The organism is Mycobacterium sp. SM1 (assembly GCF_018361265.1).
Lineage (GTDB): Bacteria > Actinomycetota > Actinomycetes > Mycobacteriales > Mycobacteriaceae > Mycobacterium.
Genome location: NZ_JAFLNH010000001.1, coordinates 1,035,878 through 1,059,556, shown reverse-complemented (window position 1 = coordinate 1,059,556; position 23,679 = coordinate 1,035,878). Strand labels below are relative to the sequence as shown.

Below are 23,679 nucleotides of genomic sequence, written 5' to 3'. Positions count from 1 at the left end.
ACCGGCGCCCCAAACGGCGTAGCCGCGTTGCTCATCATCGGTCTCGTATCGGTCTTGTCGGCACAGAAGGCTACTGTTGGCGGTAATGTCCGGGGTCTTTTCGCGGTTGGTCGGTCAGGAACCAGTTGTAGCCGAGCTGGCCGCCGCCGCGCAGTCAGCCCGCGGTGATTCAGCTCACAGCGTGGCCGTCACCGGCGCTATGACACATGCTTGGCTGATCACGGGCCCGCCCGGCTCGGGGCGATCGGTCGCGGCCTTATGCTTCGCCGCCGCGCTGCAATGCACTTCTCCCGGCCTAGCGGGCTGCGGCCGGTGTCACGCGTGCACGACGACGATGGCGGGCACGCACGGCGATGTTCGCCGGGTGATCCCGGAGGGGCTCTCCATCGGCGTGGACGAGATGCGCGCCATCGTGCAGAGCGCGTCGCGACGGCCAACTACCGGACGCTGGCAGATCGTCCTGATCGAGGACGCCGACCGGCTGACCGAGGGCGCGGCGAACACCCTGCTCAAGGTCGTCGAGGAGCCGCCGCCGTCGACGGTGTTCCTGCTGTGCGCGCCGTCGGTGGACCCTGACGACATCGCGATCACGCTGCGGTCCCGGTGTCGCCATGTTGCGCTGGTGACCCCGACCGCAGCGGCGATCGCGCGGGTGCTGGTCGAGGAAGACGGCATGGACGCCGCCACGGCGAACTGGGCGGCGTCGGTCAGCGGGGGCCACGTGGGACGTGCACGACGGCTGGCCACCGACCCGCAGGCCCGGGCGCGACGGGAGCGCGCCCTGGACCTGGTGGGTGAGGCCACGATACCGTCGCGGGCCTACGCGGCGGCCGAAGGGCTGGTGGCCGCCGCCGAGGCCGAAGCGCAGGCGCTGACCGCGGAGCGGGCCGAGGCCGAAACCGAGGAGTTGCGCACGGCGCTGGGGGCCGGAGGCAGCGGCAGGGGCACCGCCGGGATGCTGCGCGGCGCCACCGGTGCGATCCGGGATTTGGAGCGGCGCCAGAAATCTCGCCTGACCCGGGCCTCGCGTGATGCGCTGGACCGCGCGCTGATCGACTTGGCGACCTATTTCCGGGATGCCCTGCTGGTGGCGGCGAACGCCGGCCCGGTGCGGCCCAACCACCCCGATATGACCCAGCGGGTGGCGGCGCTGGCCGCGCACGCTTCCCCCGAGCGGCTGCTGCGCTGCATCGAAGCGGTACTGCAGTGCCGTGAAGCGTTGGCCGCCAACGTCAAACCCAAGTTCGCGGTCGACGCCATGGTCGCCACGCTCGGCCAGGCGCTGCGCGGTTAGCCGCGGTTAGCCGGCTTGGGGAAGCTGCCCGGTCTGCCGTAGACTCGAGTGCCGCCCGGGCGCGCCACCTTAGCTCAGTCGGCAGAGCGGCTCACTCGTAATGAGCAGGTCAACGGTTCGATTCCGTTAGGTGGCTCCGATTTGTGCACGCCGGTGAGAGAGCGCCGCGAGAAATTCACGGCAGCCCGCAACCACGGGACAGCCCCGCAAGCCCGTCCCTTCAGGGACGGGTCCATGACACCGGATGTTGGGCGGTGCTTAGCGCGGCGCTACAAATCCCACCGGTCCGGACGCGAGGCAGAGCGCCAGCGCGGCGGTGTTGGCGCGGACGTCGATCGCATTGCCCGCACCCGGCAGCCGGACATAAACCCGGTTGAGTCCGGGGTGCACCAGAGCTTTCACCGCGGGCCCCTCGGACAGCGACAGCGTCATCGAACCCTCGCTGTTGGCCAGGTAGTTGACCTCGGCGGTCCAATCCGCGGGCAGCAGCGGCCCGTCGAGGGCCAATCGCGCCGGCGTATCGGGCTGGACAAAATATCCGCACCGCGGCATCGGTCCCGGTGTGATGGTTCGCACTTGCGCGATCCTGGCGTCGATGAGCCGGCCGGAACGATCGAACATCCGCAGGTGAGAGGTGGCCGAGGCAAATTCGGGGCGGTCCCGAAGTAGCGCGAACATGTGGCTGGCAAGGTTTTCCGGCCAGGCGATCCGCTGCAGCACCAGCGGGTCGACTTCCTGGTCCAGCAGCGGCGCCCTCGAGGCCGCGTGCATCGCGGCTAAACTGCGCCGCGCGTCCTGCAGATAGGGCTGAGCGGGGTTGTCGCGCCAGGAGGCCAGAAACGTTGCCGTCGAATACAGGCTGCTGGCCACGAACGCCAGCGCCAAACCCGTCGGCACCACGGGGTGCGACGTCAGCGTGTCCAGCCACCGCTTCAGCCGCCCGCCGGACGGGCGGTTGGGTGCGCCGCAGCCGACGGCCGTCAGCAGCGCCAGCACCACCACCAGATCGGGGACATAGCGTAGGGTCTGCGCCAGCTCGAGCGCGGTGAATTTGGAAGATCGCATCAGATAAATCGGCACCTGGCAGGCGATCGCGTAGCCCGCGCCTGCCAGCCACACCGCACCGATGCGCTGTTTACGCACCAGCGAGACCGCCACCGCGGCGCCCAGCACCAGCCAGCCGAGCGCCCGCACCAGGGGCGGCGGCGTGGCCCACGGCGAGGCCGGCGCCCAGCGGGCCCAGGCCCACGGCCCACCGGCCAGCCCGGGGACGATCCCGTGGGTGAGCGAGCGGCGCAGCAGGTTCCATGTCATCGGCAGATCCGAGCTCCACCGCCGCTGGTCCACGACAATGAGGTACACCCCCACCCACGCGGCGGTCAGCGCCAGCGATGCCGTCCATAACCGCGCACCGGACCGCCACGCGGTTCTCAGGGCATCCCGGTCCCCGTGCACATGGCCCAGCAGCCAGGTCACCGTGAACGCGACGAACGGGATCACCGCGGCCTTCTCAAAAAACAGCAGACCAGCGCAATAGACCAGCGCGCCGGTCACCGCGTAGCGCCGATCGCCGGTGCGCACCAGCAGGATCGCGTCGGCGCACACCCAGGACAGCGCCGCCAGCATGGGCAGCGAGTTCAGCGCCGCCGCCCACCACGCGAACCCCGGAACCCCCAGCGGGGTAAACAGCGCGAAGGTCAACGGCACGAGTATCGCCGGGCGCCAGCCCAAGATCACATGCAACGCCCGCAGCAGCGCGAGCGAGGCCAGCAGTGCCAGTACCACCAGGCTGATCGCCGGTGCGGCCCAGTCCAGGGGGGCTATGCGGGTGATGACCCCGGCCAGCAGGTAAGCGCCCGGCATCACGTGGCCGTCGTGGTCATCGAACAGGTACGACGCCGAGAGCAGCCCGTGGGTGCCCGCCCGACCGATAAGGATCAGGTCGTCCCAGTAGAAGTAGCCACCGAAGGCCAGCACCGCACGGATCGCCACCTGCGCCGCGATCAGCGCCGCCGCGGCCACAACGACCCACGACACGCGTGCCGCCGGGGCCGGGCAGGCGGTGCCGTCGCGCGGGGCGCTCGTCGCGATGGTCATAGAGCCTTCTTACCGGTGCCTGCCGCAGCGGCGGGGCCGGCGGGGAACGCCGGTAGGGTGGGCTGGTGCGCGCACTGGTGACCGGGGCAGCCGGATTTATCGGCTCGACGCTGGTCGACCGTCTGCTGGCCGACGGTCATTGGGTGGCGGGCCTGGACAACTTCGCGACCGGTCGCCCCGGTAACCTGACTCATCTTGCCGACCACCCGCGGTTTGCCTTCGTTGAGGCGGACATCGTCACCGCCGATCTGCGGGCGATCCTCGACCAGCACCGACCCGAGGTGGTGTTTCATCTGGCCGCGCAGATCGACGTGCGCCGCTCGGTGGCCGACCCGCAGTTCGACGCCTCGGTCAATGTCGTCGGCACGATCCGGCTCGCCGAAGCCGCGCGGCAGACGAATGTCCGCAAGATCGTGCACACCTCATCGGGGGGATCGATCTACGGCCGGGCACCGAGGTACCCGACCGGCGAGGAGGCACCCACAGACCCGGTATCGCCGTATGCCGCGGGAAAGATCGCGGGCGAAATCTACCTCAACACGTTTCGTCATCTTTACGGTCTGCAATGCTCGCATATCGCACCGGCCAACGTGTATGGCCCACGCCAGGATCCGCACGGGGAGGCCGGGGTGGTGGCGATTTTTGCCCAGGCGCTGCTAGCCGGAAGGCCCACCAGGATCTTCGGCGACGGCTGCAACACCCGCGACTATGTGTACGTCGACGACGTGGTGGAGGCGTTCCTCCGGGCTTCCGGCGCCGTCGGGGACGGGCAGCGTTTCAACATCGGCACCGGCGTGGCAACCTCGGACCGGAAACTGCATTCAGCGGTGGCTGCCGCGGTGGGCGCGCCCGATGAGCCCGAGTTCCATCCACCACGACTGGGTGATTTGCGGCACTCCTGCTTGGATATCACACTGGCGGAACGGGTTTTGGGTTGGCGCCCGCAGGTTCAGCTTGCGGAGGGGATACGGCGGACGGTGGAGTACTTTCGATATCAACGGGACAACCACTTGGCGACGGGTGAGCGTGCCGGTCCGCTGTGGGAAGGGATGAGCGGGTGAATAGCGGCCGGTGGGCGCTCGCACACAACGCCATATTGTGATCCCACAACATTCGGCCAGCTACCGGGGGCTTCGCGGGAAGTAGAGTATGGAAGGCATAACCCATCGAGCCACATGAGCTGACCGAGCTTGAGCTAACCGAGCTAGAGCTAAATGAGCTAAATGAAGCGACTGAAGCGCCGTTGCCTGCGGCACCACCGGCTGATCACCCGCGATGTTGATGCCGGTACGCACTTGCCTGGTTCGCTGTTGCCGGGAGCTGACTTCCGGTGACGCGCATGGCGCAGGTCAGCGATTCATGTTAAGGAGGCCGTGAGATGAGCACACCGCGTCCCGTCAAGACGCGCAGTGAAGGCCAGTGGGCGCTCGGTGAGCGCGAGCCGCTCAATGAAACCGAGCAACTCAAAAGCGATGACGCGCCGCTCAACGTGCGGGATCGTATCCTCAACGTCTACGCCAAGCAGGGATTCGACAGCATCGACAAGACGGATCTGCGTGGCCGATTCCGCTGGGCGGGGCTTTACACCCAGCGTGAGCAGGGCTATGACGGCACCTGGACCGGCGATGAGCACATCGACACGATCGAAGCGAAGTATTTCATGATGCGGGTGCGCTCCGATGGCAAGCCGTTGTCCCGCGAAGCGTTGCGCACATTGGGTCAGATCTCCACCGAGTTCGCCCGCGACACCGCCGATATCGGTGATCGGGAGAATGTGCAATTCCATTGGATCGAGATCGAGAACGTTCCCGAGATCTGGCGGCGGCTGGAAGCCGTGGGCTTACAGACCACGATGGCCTGCGGTGACTGCCCCCGCGGGATCCACGGCTCCCCGCTGGCCGGGGAATCGCTTGACGAGGTGCTTGACCCTACACCGGCGATCGAGGAAATTGTGCGGCGCTTTCTCGGCAATCCCGAGTACGCCAACCTGCCGCGCAAGTACAAGACCGCGATATCGGGCCTGCAGGACGTATCCCATGAGACCCACGATGTCGCGTTCATCGGGGTGAATCATCCCGAGCACGGCCCGGGGATGGACTTGTGGGTGGGTGGCGGCTTGTCCACCAATCCGATGCTGGCCCAGCGGGTCGGGGTGTGGGTGCCGCTGGAGGAGGTGCCCGACGTCTGGGAAGCGGTGACGAAGATCTTCCGTGACTATGGTTACCGGCGGCTGCGCTCCAAGGCCCGGTTGAAATTCCTGATCAAAGACTGGGGCGTGGAAAAGTTCCGGGAGGTGCTGGAAACCGAATACCTCGGCCGCCGGCTCATCGACGGCCCCGCCCCCGAGCCGGTCACGCACCCGATCGACCACGTGGGGGTGCAGCGCCTGAAAAACGGTCTCAACGCCGTGGGGGTCGCGCCCATTGCCGGGCGGGTGTCGGGCACCATCTTGACCCGGGTGGCCGAGCTGATGCAGCGGGCCGGGTCGGATCGGGCGCGGTTCACCCCGTATCAGAAGCTGGTGATCTTGGATGTGCCCGACGACGCGCTAGATGAGCTGGTTGCTGGCCTGGACGCGCTGGGATTGCCGTCGCGGCCGTCGCCGTGGCGCAAAAACCTGATGGCCTGCACCGGTATCGAGTATTGCAAACTGTCGTTCGCCGAAACCCGCGGGCGAGCCCAAGGGCTGGTTCCCGAGCTGGAGCAGCGCCTGGCGGACCTCAACGGCCAGCTGGATGTGCCGATCACGGTCCACATCAACGGCTGCCCGAACTCGTGTGCCCGCATCCAGGTCGCCGACATCGGGTTTAAGGGCCAAATGGTCGATGACGGTCACGGCAATTCGGTGGAGGGCTTTCAGGTGCACCTGGGCGGGGGCCTGGGCCTGGACAGCGGGTTCGGCCGTAAGCTGCGCCAGCACAAGGTGTTCAGCCACGAGCTTGGCGACTACATCGAGCGGGTGGTGCGCAACTTTCTTCACCACCGCGAACCAGGTGAACGCTTCGCGCAGTGGGCGATGCGCGCCGAGGAAGCCCAACTGCGGTGAGCGATCCGGTGACGGCATTCACCGAAACGCAGCTGCGCGAGCTGGCCGCGCGCGGGGCGGCCGAGCTGGATGGCGCCGGCGCCACCGAGCTGCTGCGCTGGACCGATGAGCATTTCGGCGGCGTAACCGGGTCGCCGAACGGGGCATCGTGCGGCTGGGTGGTGGCCTCCAACATGCAAGACGCCGTGCTGGTCGATGTCGCGGCGCGGGTGCGCCCGGGGGTGCCGGTGCTGTTTTTAGACACCGGCTACCATTTCGCGGAAACCCTCGGCACCCGCGATGCGGTCGAGGCGGTGTATGACATCCAGCTACTCAACATCACCGCCGAGCACACCGTGGCCGAGCAGGACGCGTTGCTGGGCAAGGATCTGTTTGCCCGGGATCCCAATGAATGCTGCCGACTGCGCAAAGTCGTGCCGCTGGCTGCGGCGCTGCGCGGCTTCGGGGCGTGGGTGACCGGGATCCGCCGGGTGGAGGCACCCACCCGCGCCGGCGCCCCGCTGATCAGCTTCGACGAGAAGTTCAAGCTGGTCAAGGTCAACCCGCTGGCCGCCTGGAGCGACCAGGACATGGCCCGCTACATAGCCGACCACACGGTACTGGTCAACCCGCTGGTCGAGGAGGGCTACCCGTCCGTCGGCTGCGCCCCCTGCACGGCCAAGCCCGCCGCGGGCGCCGACCCGCGCAGCGGGCGCTGGCAGGGGCGGTCGAAGATCGAATGCGGGCTGCACGCCCCATGAGCACCCTGGTGCTGACCGCGCACGGCAGCAAGGATCTCCGCTCGGCCGCCAACGCGCGCGCGCTGGCCGGCCGGCTGGCCCGGATGCGTCCCGACCTGGAGGTGCGCGTCGCGTTTCTGGAGCAAAACCTGCCCAGCCTGCACAGCGTGCTTAGCGGGCTGGCGGCTAGCCCCGAAACGGTGGTGTCGCCGTTGCTGCTGGCCAGCGCCTACCACGCGCGCATCGACATCCCCAGGCAGATCGTGCGGGCCGGCGCGCCTGGCGTGCGGCAAGCCGACGTGCTCGGTGAGGACGATCGGCTGGTCGCGGTGCTGCGTGAGCGGCTGGGCGGGCTGGGTGTTTCCGAGCGCGACAGCGCATTAGGTGTGCTGGTGGTCGCTATCGGGTCATCGAATGCGGCGGCAAACGCGCGGAGCGCGGCGGTGGCGGCCAAGCTGGCCGCGGACACCCGTTGGGCCGGTGCCGCGCTGGCCTTTGCCACCGGGCCGGAGCCGTCGCTGGCGCAGGCCAGCGAATGGTTGCGTCGCCGGGGCGCCCGTCGGCTGGTGATCGCGCCCTGGTTTTTGGCTCCCGGACGGGTGATCGACCGGATACGGGCCTACGCGCGAGACGCCGGCATCGCGATGGCGCCCCCCTTGGGGGCGCATCGCCTGGTGGCCGAGACCGTGCTCGACCGCTTCGAGCATGCGGTGACCACCCAAGCCGTGGCGTAAGGCCCGTTGAGTGGCGCTGCCACAGCCGCCGGAGCAAGGCCCCTCGCCGCGGGTGATTCTCCCTAGGCGCGGGAATGGCGGGCCGGCGACGCGCAGAGCCGCAGCTGGCTGAGTAGGTTTCGGACGGCACCGGCGGGCGGGGTACGCCCGCCCACCCAGACAGCCCGAAACTGACGCCGCAGGTTCAACTCGGGAACAGCGACGGCGCGCAACCGGCCGGCCGCCAGGTCGTCGGCCACCGCCAGCCGGCTCATGACGGCCGGTCCCGCGCCCGCGAGGACCGCTGCGCGCATGGCCGCGGCGGATGACAATTCGAGCACGGGGGGTGCTTGCTGCATTTCTTCGCCCAGCGCATGACGTAAGGCCGCGGTGAACGTATCGCGTATCCCGGACCGGGGCTCACGGGTCACAAGGGGCGTTTGCGCGAGTTCGAGGGCGCTGACCACTCGCGGGCGCCGGGCCCACTTGTGATTCGGCGGCACGACCACCACCAGTTCGTCGTGTCCCACCACGCAGCTACCTAATCCCCCAGGAGGGCCTGGGTTTTCAACGAATCCGAGATCGGCTGTGCCGTCGCGGACGGCAGCGATTGCCTTGTCGCTGTTGGTGGCGGTCAGAATCACTTCGGGGATGGTCTGGCCGCGCTGCGCCGCGGCGGCTTGCAAGGACACCAGCCACTGCGGCATGAGTTGTTCGGCGATCGTCTGGCTGGCTACCACCTTGATTCGCTGGCGACTTTTGGCTCGCAGCGAGCCCAAGGCCGCATCGACCTCATGGGCGACTTCGATCAAACGGGCCGACCACTCGGCGACGAGGACTCCTGCAGGCGTGAGTGTCGTGCCCCGGGTGCTCCGGGCGGCCAGCACGGCTCCGACCTGGGCCTCCATCGATGCCAGTCGCGCTGATACCGCTTGTTGCGTCAACCCCAGTTCACGGGCGGCGGCACCGAGACTGCCGGTTCTCGCGATTGCCAGAAACATTTCGAATGAGGCAAGTTCGGGCATGCGAGAGCTGAGCATCATGCGTGATCACCCACAAATAAGCGTTGAGTGCTTACCCAAGACTTACCCCCATCATAACGACGAGCGGGCGCAATAGGTGGGCCGCTGGCAGCTTGCCGGCAAGCCGGGCAATCATGCTGCTATTACTTCTACGAATGTCATTGCCAAGGAGGACTGCTGCGACGCAGTCACAACTGCTGCTTGTGTATCCACAATAATACGGGCGCTACCGGCGGAGCCTTAATGAGGGAACCATCAAAACTAGGACACGCCCAATTGACCCAATCGACCCAATTGACGAGGCTGCCCCGGCTCTGCGCCGTCGTCTGGGTATGCGCCGATGAGGAGGAAGTGAGGATGCGCCCATATCACATCGCGATCGTGGGCTCCGGCCCGTCGGGCTTTTTCGCCGCGGCGTCGCTGTTAACGGCCGCCGACACCTCCGATGAGATCGAGGTGGCGGTCGACATGATCGAGATGCTTCCGACGCCATGGGGATTGGTGCGTTCTGGCGTCGCTCCTGACCATCCCAAGATCAAATCAGTCAGCAAGCAATTCGAAAGGACCGCCGAAGATCCTCGTTTCCGCTTCTTCGGAAACATCCGGGTAGGCGAGCACATTCAAGCCACCGATCTTTCCCAGCGCTATGACGCGGTGATCTATGCCGTTGGGGCGCAAGCGGACCGCTCGCTGAACATTCCCGGTGAACATTTGCCGGGCAGCATCTCGGCTGTCGATTGCGTCGGTTGGTATAACGCCCACCCGCACTATGCCCAGCTAAGCCCCGACCTGTCGACGGGGCGCGCCGTCGTCATCGGCAACGGCAACGTCGCACTCGATGTCGCCCGCATGCTGGTGGCCGATCCCGACGTGCTGGCACGCACCGACATCGCCGATCACGCACTGCAGCCGCTGCGTGCGCGCGGTATCGAGGAGGTGCTGATCATCGGCCGGCGCGGACCGTTGCAGACGGCGTTTACCACGCTGGAGTTGCGTGAGCTTGGCGATCTTCACGGTGTCGATGTGGTGGTGGATCCAGCGCAGCTGCAGGGCATCACCGATGAGGACGCCGCCGCGGCCGGCAGGACGGCGAAGCAGAACCTCCACGTGCTGCGCGACTATGCCGGACGCGCCGCCAGACCCGGCAACCGCCGAATCGTATTGCGGTTCTTGACCTCTCCGATAGAAATCAAGGGTAATGGGAAGGTCGAGCGGATCGTTCTCGGGCGCAACGAGTTGGTGAACGATGCCGGCGGGCGGGTGGTGGCCAAGGATACCGGGGACCGTGAGGAGCTACCCGTCCAGTTGGTGGTGCGCTCGGTCGGCTACCGCGGCGTGCCTATCCCTGGGGTGGCGTTCGATGACAAAAGCGGCACCATCCCCAGCGCCCGAGGACGGGTGGTGGGAAGCCGTAACGAGTACGTCGTCGGCTGGATCAAACGGGGGCCCAGCGGGGTGATCGGCACCAACAAAAAAGACTCCCAGGACACCGTCGACACCCTGCTGGCGGATCTGTCGAAAGCCAGCCTCGTCGATCGCGGGAGCGGGTATTCCGGCGAGCTGGAACGGTGGTTGTCGTCGTGTCAGCCGAAGCTTGTCACCGCAGCGCAATGGCGGGCCATCGACCGCTTTGAGCGCGAAGCCGGCGAGCCGTACGGGCGCCCCCGAGTCAAGTTGCCCAGCCTGGCCGGGCTGCTGCGGATCGCGCACGGCTGATTCCGCTTGGGCGCACCCAGGCGAGCATGACGGGCCGCTCTTGATAACGCTTGATAACGGCTGATAACGCTTGATAACGATATGGAAGGACGAAGGACCGTTTCATGACATATGTGATTGCCGAACCCTGCGTCGACGTTAAAGACAAGGCGTGCATCGAAGAATGCCCCGTCGACTGTATCTATGAGGGCGCCCGGATGCTCTACATCCATCCCGACGAGTGCGTCGATTGCGGCGCCTGCGAGCCGGTGTGCCCGGTCGAGGCGATCTACTACGAAGAGGATCTGCCCGATAGCTGGAGCGGGTACCGCCAGATCAACGCGGACTTCTTCGCAGACCTCGGATCCCCCGGTGGCGCGTCGAAAATCGGGATGACCGACAACGACCCGCTTGCGGTCAAAGAGCTGGCCCGCAAGGCAGAAAGTCCCCCGAATCCGTGACGTGGTGATCTGGACGGCGCCGTCGCCGTGGGCGTCGACACCATTTCGACCTGCGCGGGTGTTTTAGTGCTCTTGGGGTGTGCGTGCCTGCGCAAGCGCCACCGCACGGGCGAGTCGCGCGTAGCGTAATTCCAAGTCTTTGAACCGCAGGTAGGTGCTTAGCGTGGTGAAACTGAACGCGATGATCAGCGCATAAAGCATCAGATCGGTACCTCGGGCCACACCGACCCAGTGCGCGACGACCGTGGTGTCATTGGGCCGCAGCACGGCGTACACACCGGCCAGCACGAAGGCAACATAGCCGACCTTGACCCAGGCCCGCGACTGCGCGCTTTTGCGGGAACGCAGCAGGTAGATGAGCAGGGTAATGATCGACCCGATCAGCAGCACCTGGATCCAGTTCATCGTGGCATCCTTCCTCGCAGGAACCCGTCGAAGATGATGTTGACGCCGTTAAGCAGCGGCTGTCCCTTGGACTTCGAGTACTCGGTGTAGCGCACCTCGACCGGCTCTTCGGCGACACGCCAACGGTTTTCGGCGATCAGCATCACAAATTCGGTGGCGTGGCTCATCCCGCTCATGGTGATGTCGAGCCCGTCGGCCACCGTCTTGTTGAACACCCGCAGCCCATTGTTGGTGTCGGTCAGCCCGAGCCGGCGGCCACGCGGGCTCAACCGCACGGCGGTTTGCAGCACGAGCCGTTTCAGCAATGGCGGTCTGCTGACACCGGGGCCGAACCGGGTTCCGATGACAATGTCGACATCGCCGATGGCAAGCCGGTCGATCATGGCGACCACATCCTTGACGCGGTGCTGACCGTCACCGTCGAAGGTGGCGAAAACCTGGGCACCGGGCTGGCGGCGGGCATACTCCACACCGGTCTGGATGGCGGCGCCCTGGCCCAAGTTGACCGGATGGCGCACCAGGTGCGCCCCGGCCCGCAGGGCGATCTCGCCGGTGCCGTCGCTGCTGCCGTCGTCTACGCAGACGACGTGATCGAAAACGGAGCGCAGCTCGGCGATGACGCCGCCGATGACGCTGGCTTCGTTAAAGGCCGGAACGACGATCCAGGTGTTGGGGTAACCCATGTCGATCCCACAAGGTACACCGCGGATCAGCCGGGTTGCCGCGTCAGCGCGGCCAAATGGATGGCGATTCCCACCGGCGGACCGCACAGCAGCGCGATCACGGTGCGTGGCTCCAGCGGCAACGGCAGCAACAGCAACGCCGTCGACGCTACCGTCGCGCCGACCCACCCCAGCGAATACGCCCGGTGCAGCGCGGCGGCGACCACAGCGGCACCGGTGAGTGTCAACATGGCGATCGCGACCGCCGCCGCCGTCAACCACGCCAGCAGCGCCCCGCTGGCGTGATACTCGGCGCCGAATCCGGCACGCAGCAACCAGGGGCCGGTAAGCCCGGCGGCCGCCACGCCGACCGCCCCGATCCCGCCCACCACCGTCGCCGGTGCGATGAGCGCCCGAAGCCGTTCGGAGCGCTCGTCGACGAAATGCGCGATAAGGTTGCCCTGCATTGCGGTCAGCGGCACCAGCAGCGGCGCGCGGGTCAACGTGACGGCCAGGATGACCACGCCGCCGGCGGCCCCCAGCTCTTTCGAGGTCGCCTTGAGCAGCACCGGGAACCCCATCACCAGAATCGCGCTGGCGCCGGAGGCGGTGATCGAATGCGCCACGCCGCGCAGGAACGTCACGGTGCCCCCGGGCGCCAGCAACCGGGCCGCAGCCCGCGCCGTGGGCGAGGCTACTAACATGAGCAGCCACGCCGTCGCGCCCGCGACGGTGGCCCACAAGAATCCCGCCAGCCCCCATCCGATCACGAACGTCGCCACCGCGACCGCCACCCGGATGACGGCGTCGGTCACCATCAGCGCCCCGTAGTGCGCCCAGCGGCTGGCGCCGGCCAGCATGCCCAGCAGGGTGGCGTGCAGGCAAAATCCGGCCAACCCAACGCTGAGCAGCCCTACCGACAGCCCGCGTTCGGCGCTGAACACCTGCGGGCTCCACCACGGCGAACTGATGGCGATCACCACGGCGGCGGCGGCTCCGGCCATGGCGGCCACCCGCAGCGGATGCGTGCCGTGGCAAGCGGCGTCACGGTCCACGTCGCGTGTTGAGCGGACCTCGCGGGTGGTTTCCTGAAGAAGTCCGTTAGCAGCGCCGGTGACCAGCCCGAACGCGCCCCAGAACACCGCGAATACCGAAAAGCCGGCGGGCGCGAGGTCGCGGGCCCCCAGGTAGATCACCGCGTAGCCGCAGATGGCGGTCAGTACGGTTGCCGTGCCGACCCGCGCGACGCTGCCCCGCGCGATTGGCCCGGCGGCGGCTCGCCCTAATCCGGGGGAACCGTGATCACCGCCAACCTCAGCCACCGCGACTGCGCTTCAGTCGTGCCGTCCAAACATCAAACGCCGCAACACAACTCCCAAGCCGAAGCCAGCGGCGGGAAAGCAGCCGCGGTACCCACCGACGTTTCGCCGGTTGCAAACCAATTCGTCTGCGCTTCGTTTCCGAGCGGGAACGGGCCACGCCCGCCGGGTGGTTGCCGCTATGCCGTTGCCGGCTAACGCGGGCCGGGCCGGTGCGTGGAGTGCCAACAGGTGTGCCGCGGTGACCTCAGGGTTAGCCACAGGATGAAAATACTAGGCGTGCGCCGCCAGGCGCGCGTCGCGGGCAAGAGAAGGCGCCGAACAAGGGCCGTGACCGCAGGACGACGCGTGGGCCGCGGTACGAAACCGTGATCGGGCTACCCCGACCGCCAGTTAAGGGGAACCCAAGACCGCGTCACGGATTTTCGGCTTTTGTCCAACGATGCTGTGCGCCAATCTATCCCGAAATGGGTGCCGCAGCCGGCGGGGAACGCCGTGATAGCCATCACCACCACGCACCGACGCCCGAGTTGCCGTCGGGTGATTGGGAAGGAAATGTAACACGGCGATCTCGGCGCCCAACAGAACTCCAATACCTACAACTACTACAACACCTATCATTGCTTACCTATCATTACTTCTTACTTCGCTAATCCATTTCGACTCGTTGCGTTTCCATGTGGCCGCTTCACGGCGTCGACCAATTGGTCGACTACTTGGTTACTTGGCTGGCCGGTCGGTCGATCCAACGTGCCCTGGTGGTTACGCGCACCTCGCGCTGCTGACCGGCCCACCAGGCCTGCAGCCTGCGGACGTCGATACGCCCCGTCGGTTGGTCGTAGGGCGATTGTGCGGTGAACATCGTTTCGTTCTCCTCTCCTGGCTGGCTCCTGGCTGGCTTTTGCCGCCGGCTTGTACCGCCACCCGTTTCCTGTTACCCACCGGTCATCGCCGGCCCTCTGGGCATGTGCCCGGCCGATCCCCCCATTCATCCCCCGGACCGTCCTCATGGCCGCCTCTCGATCGACGCGATTGACGGCCACAGTGGCCGCACGCCGGCCCTGGGTTCGCGGCCGTGCCCGGGTGTGGTGCCGACGGGCGAGTCGCGGTGCACCGGCGGATGCGCCGGTTGAGTAGCCAGCTAGGTGGCGGTAGGCCGATCGCCACCTGGGCGGGGATGTGCGTGCACGTCATACCTCAGTGGTCGCACCATGCACCGGCGAAGTTCCCGGGACCGCTCTGTGGCTAAATCAGCGCGCAAATCTGTGGGTAACTCGGCGGTGTAAATCAGCGGAAATGTCGAAACGGTGCTTACCGAGGTTTCGGGCACCGCCGCGCAACCGAATGCGGGCGCCGAAGGGGTCAGCCCGCGTCCGCGGCGGCGCTGCGGGGGTCAGCCCGCGTCCGCGGCGGCGCTGCGGGCCTCGATCAGCTCCTCGCGGGCCCGGGCGACGCGGGAGCGGATGGTGCCCACCTGGCATCCCATGACGTCGGCGGCCTGCGCGTAGGACATGCCGATCACCTGGGTGAGCACCAGCGCCTCACGCTGCTCCGGGCACAACCCGTCCAGCAGCAGGCCCAACTCGACGATGTCCTCATGGCCGCAGGAGCGGCGGGCTGCCGCCCGGTCGGCGGCGGCGGCCCAGTCGGCCCGCGCCGCGATGCGCGGACGGGCCATTTCCCGGCGGGTGTGATCGATGCTGACCCGGCGTGCGATCGCCAGCAGCCAGGTGCGCGCGCTGGATTGGCCGGCAAACCTGGGCAGGCTGGTGATCGCGCGCAGGTAGGTTTCCTGGGCGAGGTCTTCGGCGGCATCGGCGCCGGACAGATGCGCAAGGAAACGCCACAGGTCATGCTGCGTTGCGCGCACGAATTCCGCCAGCGCGTCCCGGTCGCCACGTCCGGCTGCCAACGCCAGCTCGGTGGTCTGGCAATCGGCGATCTCACGGGTGCTCACAGCAGCAGCGTAAACCCGAATCAGGTCCTGAGATCTCGAATAATCATGAAATACCAGTGGTATTCACGTGGTAGTCGGGATTGTTTTCGATCTGTTAACAAGGCGTGATGTCGACCACCGGGCTGCAATCACCGGGGTTGCATGCCAGATGGTGCCGGTGGATCCACATCCGGTCTGGATCCACCTACGGTCTAAGCGCCGCTACCGGGCCAAGCCTGGCTTTCCTCACCAGTTCCAGTTCCGCGGGCGGGGATCGCCTGGACGGCGCCAAGAACCTCCGCCACCAAATCGGGTGTCTTTACCGCCGGGCGCACTCGCAGTGCCCGGGTCAACGCGATGGCTTCGGCCTGCCAGCGACGACACGCCGGACATTCGCTCAAATGATCATCGACCGCGGCCGACGAGGCGAACTCCTCCTCATTGTCGAGCCGGGCCGAAAGAGCCTCGCGGCAACTTTTACAATCCACACCACCATGCTACAGATCCGTCGTCTGCGGCCAGGGATGACGCGCGGCGTCGGTACCCGCCGATGGCTCGGCCACGCGTGGCCGACGGGGATTCCCGGGGTCAAAGCAACCATCGGCCCGGCGGTCGGTTAGGCGTCCGGCCGGACCTCACGCGTTCAGTATCGGTTGCGCCGCTCGTGGTTATGTGCTAGCAACGGTCTACCATCATTGTGGTGGGCGTCATGCATGCGCGTTGCAGACCACGATGCGGAGGGTGGCCCGTTGTGCGAACAATGGGGGTCGAGTCAGGTGTCCGGTCGAGTACCGGGAAGTTTGGCCTTTCAAGAGGGAAAACAGGGACGAAAAGCGCTACTCCGATCGCCAAGTCGTGGTTGCCGGTTCGGATTCTGGCAGATCTGGCCCGGGAATGCCCCGATCGATCTCCGGCGGGGGCGGGACTCCGACCGGAGATGCGTGTGTTGCGCTAGAGGGACTGGGGTGTGCGGTGGACTGTGAGATGTGCCGGGAGGCGTTGTCGGCTCGGCTCGATGGCGAGGCAGAGCCCGTCGCCCCGGCTGTGGTTGACGAACACCTGAGCAAGTGTCCGGCATGTCGGCGCTGGGAGGCTGAGGCCGCGAGACTGACCCGCGCGTTGCGGGTGCGCCCCGTGGTTGAGACACCCGATTTGGTCGACGCGGTGCTTGCCGCGGCCCAGGAGATGCCGGCCGGCGGCGATGACGAAGAGCGGTCCCAGCGCAGCGGGGGTGCCTAGCCCCAGCGTCCATACCGCCTACCGCCATCGCGGCGACGGCCGGCTTCCGCTCAGCGGCAGGGATGTTTAGCCGCTGTTCATCAACCCGCTCAATGGTGTTGGTCTTCTGAACATTACCGGCCAACATCGTGAACATTGCCAACCTCCGAATTTTCCGGGCTGACTTGTGAATACGCTGCTCATGTGGTGGCGCGAGACGTTACAGATATCCATACCGCCAGGCTGGCGCAAGCGGCCGGCCGTGGCGACCGTACAGCGTTGGCGGCGTTCGTGCGCGCGACGCAAGACGATCTATGGCGCTTTCATGCGCACGTATCCGGCGCAGACTGCGCCGAAGACCTTGCTCAGGAAACGTATCTGCAGGCGCTGAGCAGACTTCCCGGGTTCACCGGCCGCTCCAGCGCGCGCGCCTGGCTGTTGGCGATCGCACGCCAGGTCGGCATCGATCACCTCCATCGCCGCGTGGCGCGCCCGCGCATCTCGGCACGCGTTGACTGGTCGGCGATGGCCGACCGCGCCGCAGAAGACACGCCGTCCGAGCACGACGATTTCGTGGAGTTGAACCTGCTGCTGGGTGCGTTGACCCCAGAGCAGCGCGAGGCGCTGGTGCTCACCCAGGTGATCGGCATGTCCTACGCGCAGGCCGCCGGCGTCATGGGGTGTCGGGTAAGCACCATCCGCACCCGCGTCGCCGCCGCCCGCGAGCAGCTGATCGCCGCGCGCACCGGTGGCGCGCAGACCGGCTGACCCTCGGGCGCCCGGTGGTGGTCGCGCGTCTCCGGATTCGAATAACCGCCGCCCCCTCCGATGATGCAGGCCCACAGGGTCGATCCGGAACTTTGCGTTGCGACCGCGCGACCACTGTGGTATGAGGCAAGCGCATATAACCGTGACCTTGGAGGCGCCGGCTGATAGCTATCACGCCGGCAACTGGGCTTTCCTGCGCTCAGCCATTCCTCACGGGGGCGCCCTGAGATTGACGGCCGCACCTATGCGGAGATAGCCGATGATGTCGATGTGCGGCCGTGACATGCCGTGCACGGCGCAACGACATCGCGCTGACTCTTCCGCTGACAAATGCTGACAGATGCTGACGGACCCTTGCCAACGAATCCGGCGGTGACGATGCGGTTGTGACCACCGATCCGGGCCCCCCACGCAACAGAACACCGTCCGTATTGCCCCGAATTGCCCGGCCAGCGTTGACGCGCGGAACTCTTCGGCACTCGTGTGCGACTAACTAGACACGACCGAATCCCGCGGACCGACACTGTGTCCGCTCAGCAGCAATTGGGGAGGATACGTGATGTCTCTTGTGGTTACTGAGCCGGAAATGCCGACGGCGAAGGCCCGCCGCGTCGATCATGCGGCCGTGGCCGCCCCTGCCACCGGGGTGGCTCCTGCCGCCGCGGACGAGGTCTCGGTGCTGACGGCGGCGCAGTTCACCGCGCACGCAGGGGTGTACCAAGCGGTCAGGGCCCAAACGGGGTTCCAGGAGGTATTCCAGGAGATGTTGCTGGCCAGCCTGGATAGCGGTGCGGGGTGGCACGCAGCTTCCGAGGCCACCGATGCCGCCATACCGCAAACCCAGGGTCAGGGATTGGTCGCCGATTTCGCGGCGGTGCCGCCAGAGATTCATTCCACACGGATGCACACTGGTCCCGGCTCAGGGCCGATGCTCGCCGCAGCCGCAGCCTGGGATGAGCTGGCCAGCGAGTTGAATTGGGCTGCCGCCGGCTGCGATTCGGTGGTGTCGGGACTCAAGGGCGGCCGGTCAGCGCTGGCGACGGCGGCAGCCGCTCCCTACCTGCGGTGGGTGCACGCCACTGCCGCCAAGGCGGAGCAGGCTGCGGCGCAGGCTAAAGCGGCGGCGGCCGCGTTTGAGAGCGCGCTGTCGATGACGGTGCCCCCGGCGGTGATTGCGGCCAATCGCAGCCTGCTGAAGCTGCTTGCCGCGTCGAACTTTCTAGGCCAGCACGCACCGGCGATCGCGACCACCGAGGGCCACTACGGGGAGATGTGGGCTCAGAATGCCGCGGCGATGTACGGCTATGCCGGTGCCGCGGCCGCCGCGTCGGCGCTGGCTCCGTTTACCTTGCCCCCGTCGGGCAGCGACGCCACGCGCGTGCCCGGGGAGCCTGCTGCGCGCACCGCATCTGCCGAAACCGCCGCCCAGGCGGGCACAAGTGCGCACACAGTGCTCTCAGAGCTGATGTCCGCCGTGCCCGAGGCGCTGGGCAGCCTGGCGTCCCCGCTGTCTTCCCCAAGGCGGCAGCTGTCGTCGCTGGCGTCCAGGCTGGACGCCTTGGATGCAGAGTTCGGCGTGCCACCTCACACCCGGTCTACGTCTACTGTGAACAGCAGCCCTGTTGTCGGGGCGATCAAGTTGCTGGCGGCTGCAATCACAGCTCTTGCGCCGGAAGTGAATTCCGCAGCCGGTGGCGCTGATACGGCCGCGCCGGCTGGTGGCAGCGGCGCGGATATGTCGGTGCGCCTGGGTCAGGCCGCGCGTGTCGGCACATTGTCGGTGCCGCGCGTATGGGCGATCTCCGTCCCGGCGGTGAGACCGGCGGCGCCGATGCTACACAGCACCGCTGCAACGTTCGAACCACCGATAACGTTCGTATTTGGGATCGCGTGAGTTTCGGTATCGGGCCGCGGCCGTCTTGCGGTCCTGCCGCACACCTGCGCGGAAGGTCACGGCGTAGACAGTGCATCGTGCAGAAGTGGCGTCCGTAGCCGTAACCTGTTATACGTTGGTATGCCGAGGAATTAGGCTTATCGCTGACTTAGCACCCGCGATAGCAAGCGGATTCGGCATGCACGAACTGGCTCGCTGACACGCTACGTCCTGCGTAGAGCCGACACGTGTGCGCGACTGAGATTTTCGATCCCTGCACGCCCGATGTGGCCTGACGTTGCCGGGTGCCGGGCGCACGCTGGACACTGTTGGGGTGCCCGGCCCCTGGTTAAGGGGCGACGCGCACGATCTCAGCACCCGGCTCACGGTCGTGCAACGCTCGATCCGAAGCACCTAGGCTACCCTGAGCCCATAGGCCAAGCGCTCCTAAGGATTTGCGCGCCGCCGAAGCGTTATGGCAATGCCTGCCCGAGGTGGCCGATGTCCGCCACACCCGCCGTGAGACAGAACACCGCAGACACGACGCGTGAAAGCGCGGCAGACTCTTTCTTGAGCGGCCAGGAGTCCGCCGCGATAAATAGTGTGCCATGCCATTTAATTTGTGTTGTTCTGACGTTCACCTTCGATACCATCTGTTCATAAATTCGCCCGGCTTAGCACAATATTTCGGATGTATGGCTGGATTGTGTAGGTCTTTGAAACCTGTTGTAACTCTGGGCATTTGACGCCTTTTTGTCGAGTGGTTTGCGGGGTGTGGGGGTGGTGGTGTTTGGGTGGGGAACTCTTTGGTGGTGGGGGGCGACTACTTGAATAGCGCAACCGAATTTGGCAGATGGGCGCTGGATGATTAAGGAGAGGAACTGCGATGTCTTTTGTGTTTACCGAGCCGGAGATGATGCTTGGGGCGGCCGGTGATTTGGGTGGTATCGGGTCGGCGGTGGCCGCCGCGAACGGCGCGGCGGCGGGCCCGACGAGCGCGGTGGTGCCGGCGGCCGCCGATGAGGTGTCGGTGTTGACGGCGGCCCAGTTCGTCGCGCACGCGGGCATGTATCAGGCGGTGGCGGCGCAGGCCGCGGCGGTGCATGAGTTGTTCGTGGCCACCTTGGGGGCCAGCGCGGGCTCGTATGCGGCCACCGAGGCCGCCAACACCGCGGCGTTGTGAGGGGGTGTTGGGGATGGATTTCGCGGTGTTGCCCCCAGAGATTAATTCCGGGTTGATGTATGCCGGTCCCGGGGCGGGCCCGCTGATGGCGGCGGCGGCGGCCTGGGATGGGCTGGCCAGTGAGTTGTATTCGGCGGCGGCCGGTTATGGGTCGGTGGTCTCGGGGTTGACCGCTGGGCCCTGGCAGGGTTCGGCGTCGGCGGCGATGGCGGCCGCGGCCGCCCCGTATGTGGGCTGGATGAGCAGCACCGCCGCGCAGGCCGAGCAGAGCGCCGCGCAGGCGCAGGCGGCGGTGGCGGCCTATGAGGCGGCGTTTTTGGGCACGGTGCCCCCGCCGGTGATCGCGGCCAATCGGGCGTTGCTGATGGCGTTGATCGCCACGAATTTCTTGGGGCAAAACACCCCGGCGATCATGGCCACCGAGGCCCAGTATTTGGAGATGTGGGCCCAGGACGCGGCCACGATGTATGCCTATCAGGGGGCCGCGCTGGCCGCGACGTCGGCGTTGCCCACCTTTAGCCCGGCCCCGCAGACCACCACCGGGGCCGCGCTGGCCGCCCCGGCGGCCGCGGCCGGCCAGGCCGCCGGGGCCTCGGGGATCCAGACGCTGTCGGCGGCCCCGGCCACGCTGGGCGCGATGAGCACCCCGCTGGCCACCACGGCCTCGGCCGCGCCGCTGGCGGCCACCACGGCCTCGGCCGCGGCAACTAGCGCCGCCACCACGGCCTCCACGGCGGCCTCCACCGCGTCTAAGACGGCCGCGTCCTCTTCGCTGCTGGGTTCGCTGTTTGGCTCTAATTCGCTGATGAATCAGTTGGGCTTTTCCAGCCCGGCGGCGATGGGCAGCACCCTGATCGGCGATGAGCACAACGTCATCAACGACCTGGGGTGGGAGCTTAGCCAGGGTGAGAGTCTGTTTAAGCCAGCGGCTTCGGCCGCCAAGGCGGCTGCGGCGCTGCCCAGCATCGTCAACAACATGCCCCCGATCACCGGGCTGGGCGGGGTGGCCGGTGGGCTGCCGGTGGCGGCCGGGTTGGGCCGGGCCGGTTCGATCGGGGCGTTGTCGGTGCCGCGCAGTTGGGCCGCGGCGATCCCGGCGGAGGTAAGACCGGCCACGGCGTTGCCGGAGGCCCTCCCCTCGGGGGTGCCGCAGGCCGCGGGTGGGCCGGCCGACATGCTCGGCGGGGTGCCGCTGGTGGGGGGGCTTGGGCGGGGGGTGGCCGGGGGTCCGGCGCCTCGCTACGGGTTCCAGCTGTCGGTGGTTCCGCACCCGCCGGCGGCCGGATGAGGGAAGGGGGTCATCCAGTTCGAGCCAATCCACACGTCGTCACTGTCGAAACTGTCGAAACTGTCGAATCGATTTCTCAACACGATAAGGAGATAAGAAAATGCCGATGCGTTTTATGACCGACCCCGACCAGATGCGCGCGATGGCGGCCCGCTTTGAGGGCCACGCGCAAACCGTTCAGGGGGAGGCCGCCAAGATGTGGGCCTCCACCCAAAGCATCGCCGGGGCGGGCTGGAGCGGGGCCGCCGAGGTGGCCTCCTACGACACCATGGGGCAGATGAACCAGGCGTTTAACAACATCGTCACCATGCTGCACGGGGTGCGTGACGGGTTGATCCGCGACGCCAACAACTACGAGACCCAAGAGCTGGCCTCCCAGCGCCTGCTGAGCAGCTAGTAGCCCACCGAGTAACCCACTAACACGTTAGGAGAACACCCATGACGATCAACTACCAGTTCGGCGATGTGGACGCCCACGGGGCGCTGATTCGCGCCCAGGCCGCCGCCATGGAGGCCGAGCATCAGGCCATCATCCGCGATGTGCTGGCCGCCGGGGATTTTTGGGGCGGCGCGGGCTCGGCGGGCTGCCAGGAGTTCATCACCCAGTTGGGCCGCAACTTTCAGGTGATCTATGACCAGGCCAACGCCCACGGCGCCAAGGTGCAAGCCGCCAGCGCCAACATGGCCAGCACCGACAGCGCGGTGGGCGCCAGCTGGGCCTAACCCCGGCGGGCACCCGAATAGCCCCCAGACGGCCCCGCCGCGGCGAGCGCGCCACCACAGCGCCACACCACCACAATCGCCGCGGCGGGCGCCTCACCATCACCGGGGGCGAAAACCGGGGCCCCACCGCGGGTGAGCACCACCAGCACCCAACCGCGGCACCACGAACACAACAAAAACCAGAAAGCCAAAAAGCAAAAGCCAAAAAGCCAGTAAGCAAGAAAGAAGGAACACCCCCATGTATGTGATCCGGCTGCTTGATGGGTCAGAAATCCAGGAATCCAAAGGCGATGTCTTCGACCTGAACCCGGCCACCGGTGTGGTGACGGTGTCACGTGTGGATGGCTTTGAGGAAACCACCACCCACTACTCACCCAGCGCCTGGCAGTCGGTGGTGCACCGGGTGGAACGCAGCGTCGTGCCGGCCTCGCCCTGGCCCATGCAAACCTTCACCCTTTAACCGTCACAACACCGCCGGCCCGACCCGCAGGCGCCGCACCCACAACCACACACCCAACCGGGCCGATTGATGACACCCATCAATCGGCCCAACCGTCACAACCACCACCGGGTCTACCCGTCATCGGTGCCAAAACCCTTTGTGCCACCGGGAATTCCTGCCTCATCGTCGGGAATTCACGTGACCGTCTTTCAGCGCGGTCAAGACTTCGTGCCGCCTCGCCGGGCCGAAAGACCCACCGAATCGTGAGCATCATCGACGACACACAGCCCGGCGGGGGCGGCTCAGTGTCGGCTGCTCTTGAACCGTTCCTGGGAGCGCAGCACTTCCGCTTCGGCCTCGGCGCGACCGACCCAATCCGCGGCCTTGACGAACTTGCCGGGTTCCAGATCCTTGTAGTGCACGAAGAAGTGTTTGATGGCCTCCAGCTCGAAGGCCGGCACGTCCCCAATGTCATTGACGTGATCCCATCGGTGGTCTCCGGCCGGCACACACAGTATCTTGTCGTCGCCGCCCTTTTCGTCGACCATCTGGAACATGCCCACCGGTCGGGCCTCCACCAGCACGCCCGGCAGCAGCGGCTGCGGCAGCAGCACCAAGGCGTCGAGGGGGTCGCCGTCCTCACCGAGGGTCTCTTCGATGAAGCCGTAGTCGGCCGGGTACTCCATCGAGGTGTAAAGGTAGCGGTCCAGCCGGACCCGTCCCGTCGCGTGATCGATCTCGTATTTGTTTCGCTGCCCTTTCGGGATTTCGATGGTCACGTCGAATTGCACCGTGTCGGCTCCTTCGCAGGGTCG

Annotated in this window: 23 protein-coding genes and 1 tRNA gene; 16 read left to right on the top strand and 8 right to left on the bottom strand. The window is 66.7% G+C overall.

All coding sequences use genetic code 11. The features are described from left to right. The first annotated feature begins 85 nt into the window (after window positions 1-85). Entirely contained in the window at window positions 86-1,294 is a 1,209-nt protein-coding gene (locus tag MSM1_RS04955) for a DNA polymerase III subunit delta' (RefSeq protein WP_213440464.1), read from the top strand. A gap of 63 nt (window positions 1,295-1,357) precedes the next feature. Further along, window positions 1,358-1,430: transfer RNA gene (locus MSM1_RS04950), tRNA-Thr, on the top strand. A 122-nt stretch (window positions 1,431-1,552) separates the two neighbouring features. On the opposite strand, the gene MSM1_RS04945 is transcribed toward MSM1_RS04950, so the two are convergent. Continuing rightward, window positions 1,553-3,391 (bottom strand): hypothetical protein, encoded by a 1,839-nt coding sequence (locus MSM1_RS04945; protein WP_213440463.1) that lies wholly within the window; start codon window positions 3,389-3,391, stop codon window positions 1,553-1,555. Between the two features lie 65 nt (window positions 3,392-3,456). Here MSM1_RS04945 and MSM1_RS04940 point away from each other — a divergent pair, with 65 nt between their 5' ends. The 4 genes from MSM1_RS04940 (at window position 3,457) to MSM1_RS04925 (ending at window position 7,890) form a co-directional block, all read left to right on the top strand. Beyond that, window positions 3,457-4,452 (top strand): NAD-dependent epimerase/dehydratase family protein, encoded by a 996-nt coding sequence (locus tag MSM1_RS04940; protein ID WP_213440462.1) that lies wholly within the window; start codon window positions 3,457-3,459, stop codon window positions 4,450-4,452. Between the two features lie 317 nt (window positions 4,453-4,769). Further along, window positions 4,770-6,437, top strand: coding sequence for a nitrite/sulfite reductase (locus tag MSM1_RS04935; RefSeq protein ID WP_213440461.1), 1,668 nt, complete (start codon window positions 4,770-4,772; stop codon window positions 6,435-6,437). After that, window positions 6,434-7,177, top strand: coding sequence for a phosphoadenylyl-sulfate reductase (locus MSM1_RS04930; protein ID WP_213440460.1), 744 nt, complete (start codon window positions 6,434-6,436; stop codon window positions 7,175-7,177). The genes MSM1_RS04935 and MSM1_RS04930 overlap by 4 nt, the downstream gene beginning before the upstream one ends. Then, window positions 7,174-7,890, top strand: coding sequence for a sirohydrochlorin chelatase (locus MSM1_RS04925; RefSeq protein WP_213440459.1), 717 nt, complete (start codon window positions 7,174-7,176; stop codon window positions 7,888-7,890). Before MSM1_RS04930 ends, MSM1_RS04925 begins: the two co-directional genes overlap by 4 nt. Before the next feature lie 62 nt (window positions 7,891-7,952). On the opposite strand, the gene MSM1_RS04920 is transcribed toward MSM1_RS04925, so the two are convergent. Continuing rightward, window positions 7,953-8,912, bottom strand: a complete 960-nt coding sequence (locus MSM1_RS04920) for a LysR family transcriptional regulator (protein WP_213440458.1) — start codon at window positions 8,910-8,912, stop codon at window positions 7,953-7,955. A gap of 336 nt (window positions 8,913-9,248) precedes the next feature. On the opposite strand from MSM1_RS04920, the gene MSM1_RS04915 reads away from it, so the two are divergent. Both MSM1_RS04915 and fdxA read left to right on the top strand, forming a co-directional pair. Next, window positions 9,249-10,607: an FAD-dependent oxidoreductase gene (locus tag MSM1_RS04915; RefSeq protein WP_213440457.1), complete on the top strand. Its 1,359-nt coding sequence runs from the start codon at window positions 9,249-9,251 to the stop codon at window positions 10,605-10,607. 104 nt (window positions 10,608-10,711) lie between these two features. Continuing rightward, window positions 10,712-11,047, top strand: coding sequence for a ferredoxin (gene fdxA / locus MSM1_RS04910; RefSeq protein ID WP_213440456.1), 336 nt, complete (start codon window positions 10,712-10,714; stop codon window positions 11,045-11,047). A gap of 63 nt (window positions 11,048-11,110) precedes the next feature. On the opposite strand, the gene MSM1_RS04905 is transcribed toward fdxA, so the two are convergent. The 5 genes from MSM1_RS04905 to MSM1_RS04885 form a co-directional block, all read right to left on the bottom strand. Next, window positions 11,111-11,452 carry a DUF2304 domain-containing protein gene (locus MSM1_RS04905; protein WP_213440455.1) on the bottom strand — a complete coding sequence of 114 codons (342 nt, stop codon included), beginning with the start codon at window positions 11,450-11,452 and terminating at the stop codon, window positions 11,111-11,113. Continuing rightward, window positions 11,449-12,135 carry a glycosyltransferase family 2 protein gene (locus MSM1_RS04900; protein WP_213440454.1) on the bottom strand — a complete coding sequence of 229 codons (687 nt, stop codon included), beginning with the start codon at window positions 12,133-12,135 and terminating at the stop codon, window positions 11,449-11,451. Before MSM1_RS04900 ends, MSM1_RS04905 begins: the two co-directional genes overlap by 4 nt. Before the next feature lie 26 nt (window positions 12,136-12,161). Continuing rightward, complete coding sequence (locus MSM1_RS04895) at window positions 12,162-13,436, bottom strand: hypothetical protein (RefSeq protein WP_213440453.1); 1,275 nt, start codon at window positions 13,434-13,436, stop codon at window positions 12,162-12,164. 1,390 nt (window positions 13,437-14,826) lie between these two features. Next, window positions 14,827-15,390 carry a sigma-70 family RNA polymerase sigma factor gene (locus tag MSM1_RS04890; RefSeq protein ID WP_213440452.1) on the bottom strand — a complete coding sequence of 188 codons (564 nt, stop codon included), beginning with the start codon at window positions 15,388-15,390 and terminating at the stop codon, window positions 14,827-14,829. 191 nt (window positions 15,391-15,581) lie between these two features. Then, window positions 15,582-15,857: a zf-HC2 domain-containing protein gene (locus MSM1_RS04885; protein WP_213440451.1), complete on the bottom strand. Its 276-nt coding sequence runs from the start codon at window positions 15,855-15,857 to the stop codon at window positions 15,582-15,584. 484 nt (window positions 15,858-16,341) lie between these two features. Here MSM1_RS04885 and MSM1_RS04880 point away from each other — a divergent pair, with 484 nt between their 5' ends. From MSM1_RS04880 to MSM1_RS04845, 8 genes are all read left to right on the top strand, one after another. Next, window positions 16,342-16,608, top strand: coding sequence for a zf-HC2 domain-containing protein (locus MSM1_RS04880; protein ID WP_213440450.1), 267 nt, complete (start codon window positions 16,342-16,344; stop codon window positions 16,606-16,608). 183 nt (window positions 16,609-16,791) lie between these two features. Then, window positions 16,792-17,355, top strand: a complete 564-nt coding sequence (locus MSM1_RS04875) for a sigma-70 family RNA polymerase sigma factor (protein WP_307857283.1) — start codon at window positions 16,792-16,794, stop codon at window positions 17,353-17,355. Window positions 17,356-17,914: 559 nt separating this feature from the next. Further along, a complete protein-coding gene (locus MSM1_RS04870; protein ID WP_213440449.1) occupies window positions 17,915-19,249 on the top strand; it encodes a PPE domain-containing protein in 1,335 nt (444 codons plus the stop codon). An 865-nt stretch (window positions 19,250-20,114) separates the two neighbouring features. After that, entirely contained in the window at window positions 20,115-20,411 is a 297-nt protein-coding gene (locus tag MSM1_RS04865; RefSeq protein ID WP_213440448.1) for a PE family protein, read from the top strand. 13 nt (window positions 20,412-20,424) lie between these two features. Beyond that, window positions 20,425-21,699, top strand: coding sequence for a PPE family protein (locus MSM1_RS04860; protein WP_213440447.1), 1,275 nt, complete (start codon window positions 20,425-20,427; stop codon window positions 21,697-21,699). A gap of 100 nt (window positions 21,700-21,799) precedes the next feature. After that, window positions 21,800-22,096: a WXG100 family type VII secretion target gene (locus MSM1_RS04855; protein ID WP_213440446.1), complete on the top strand. Its 297-nt coding sequence runs from the start codon at window positions 21,800-21,802 to the stop codon at window positions 22,094-22,096. A 41-nt stretch (window positions 22,097-22,137) separates the two neighbouring features. Next, window positions 22,138-22,422 carry a WXG100 family type VII secretion target gene (locus MSM1_RS04850; RefSeq protein ID WP_213440445.1) on the top strand — a complete coding sequence of 95 codons (285 nt, stop codon included), beginning with the start codon at window positions 22,138-22,140 and terminating at the stop codon, window positions 22,420-22,422. Between the two features lie 238 nt (window positions 22,423-22,660). Continuing rightward, window positions 22,661-22,882 carry a hypothetical protein gene (locus MSM1_RS04845; RefSeq protein WP_213440444.1) on the top strand — a complete coding sequence of 74 codons (222 nt, stop codon included), beginning with the start codon at window positions 22,661-22,663 and terminating at the stop codon, window positions 22,880-22,882. Between the two features lie 284 nt (window positions 22,883-23,166). Here the strand turns inward: MSM1_RS04845 and MSM1_RS04840 are convergent, their stop codons facing one another. Beyond that, window positions 23,167-23,655: an inorganic diphosphatase gene (locus MSM1_RS04840; RefSeq protein ID WP_213440443.1), complete on the bottom strand. Its 489-nt coding sequence runs from the start codon at window positions 23,653-23,655 to the stop codon at window positions 23,167-23,169. Window positions 23,656-23,679: the final 24 nt, after the last annotated feature.

What these genes read in the sequence shown, in the direction of transcription:
- MSM1_RS04920 (WP_213440458.1), bottom strand. Translation starts at nt 8,912, where the DNA reads ATGATGCTCAGCTCTCGCATGCCCGAACTTGCCTCATTCGAAATGTTT.
- MSM1_RS04870 (WP_213440449.1), top strand. Translation starts at nt 17,915, where the DNA reads ATGTCTCTTGTGGTTACTGAGCCGGAAATGCCGACGGCGAAGGCCCGC.
- MSM1_RS04955 (WP_213440464.1), top strand. Translation starts at nt 86, where the DNA reads ATGTCCGGGGTCTTTTCGCGGTTGGTCGGTCAGGAACCAGTTGTAGCC.
- MSM1_RS04925 (WP_213440459.1), top strand. Translation starts at nt 7,174, where the DNA reads ATGAGCACCCTGGTGCTGACCGCGCACGGCAGCAAGGATCTCCGCTCG.
- MSM1_RS04915 (WP_213440457.1), top strand. Translation starts at nt 9,249, where the DNA reads ATGCGCCCATATCACATCGCGATCGTGGGCTCCGGCCCGTCGGGCTTT.
- MSM1_RS04855 (WP_213440446.1), top strand. Translation starts at nt 21,800, where the DNA reads ATGCCGATGCGTTTTATGACCGACCCCGACCAGATGCGCGCGATGGCG.
- MSM1_RS04850 (WP_213440445.1), top strand. Translation starts at nt 22,138, where the DNA reads ATGACGATCAACTACCAGTTCGGCGATGTGGACGCCCACGGGGCGCTG.
- fdxA (WP_213440456.1), top strand. Translation starts at nt 10,712, where the DNA reads ATGACATATGTGATTGCCGAACCCTGCGTCGACGTTAAAGACAAGGCG.
- MSM1_RS04865 (WP_213440448.1), top strand. Translation starts at nt 20,115, where the DNA reads ATGTCTTTTGTGTTTACCGAGCCGGAGATGATGCTTGGGGCGGCCGGT.
- MSM1_RS04945 (WP_213440463.1), bottom strand. Translation starts at nt 3,391, where the DNA reads ATGACCATCGCGACGAGCGCCCCGCGCGACGGCACCGCCTGCCCGGCC.
- MSM1_RS04860 (WP_213440447.1), top strand. Translation starts at nt 20,425, where the DNA reads ATGGATTTCGCGGTGTTGCCCCCAGAGATTAATTCCGGGTTGATGTAT.
- MSM1_RS04845 (WP_213440444.1), top strand. Translation starts at nt 22,661, where the DNA reads ATGTATGTGATCCGGCTGCTTGATGGGTCAGAAATCCAGGAATCCAAA.
- MSM1_RS04905 (WP_213440455.1), bottom strand. Translation starts at nt 11,452, where the DNA reads ATGAACTGGATCCAGGTGCTGCTGATCGGGTCGATCATTACCCTGCTC.
- MSM1_RS04900 (WP_213440454.1), bottom strand. Translation starts at nt 12,135, where the DNA reads ATGGGTTACCCCAACACCTGGATCGTCGTTCCGGCCTTTAACGAAGCC.
- MSM1_RS04935 (WP_213440461.1), top strand. Translation starts at nt 4,770, where the DNA reads ATGAGCACACCGCGTCCCGTCAAGACGCGCAGTGAAGGCCAGTGGGCG.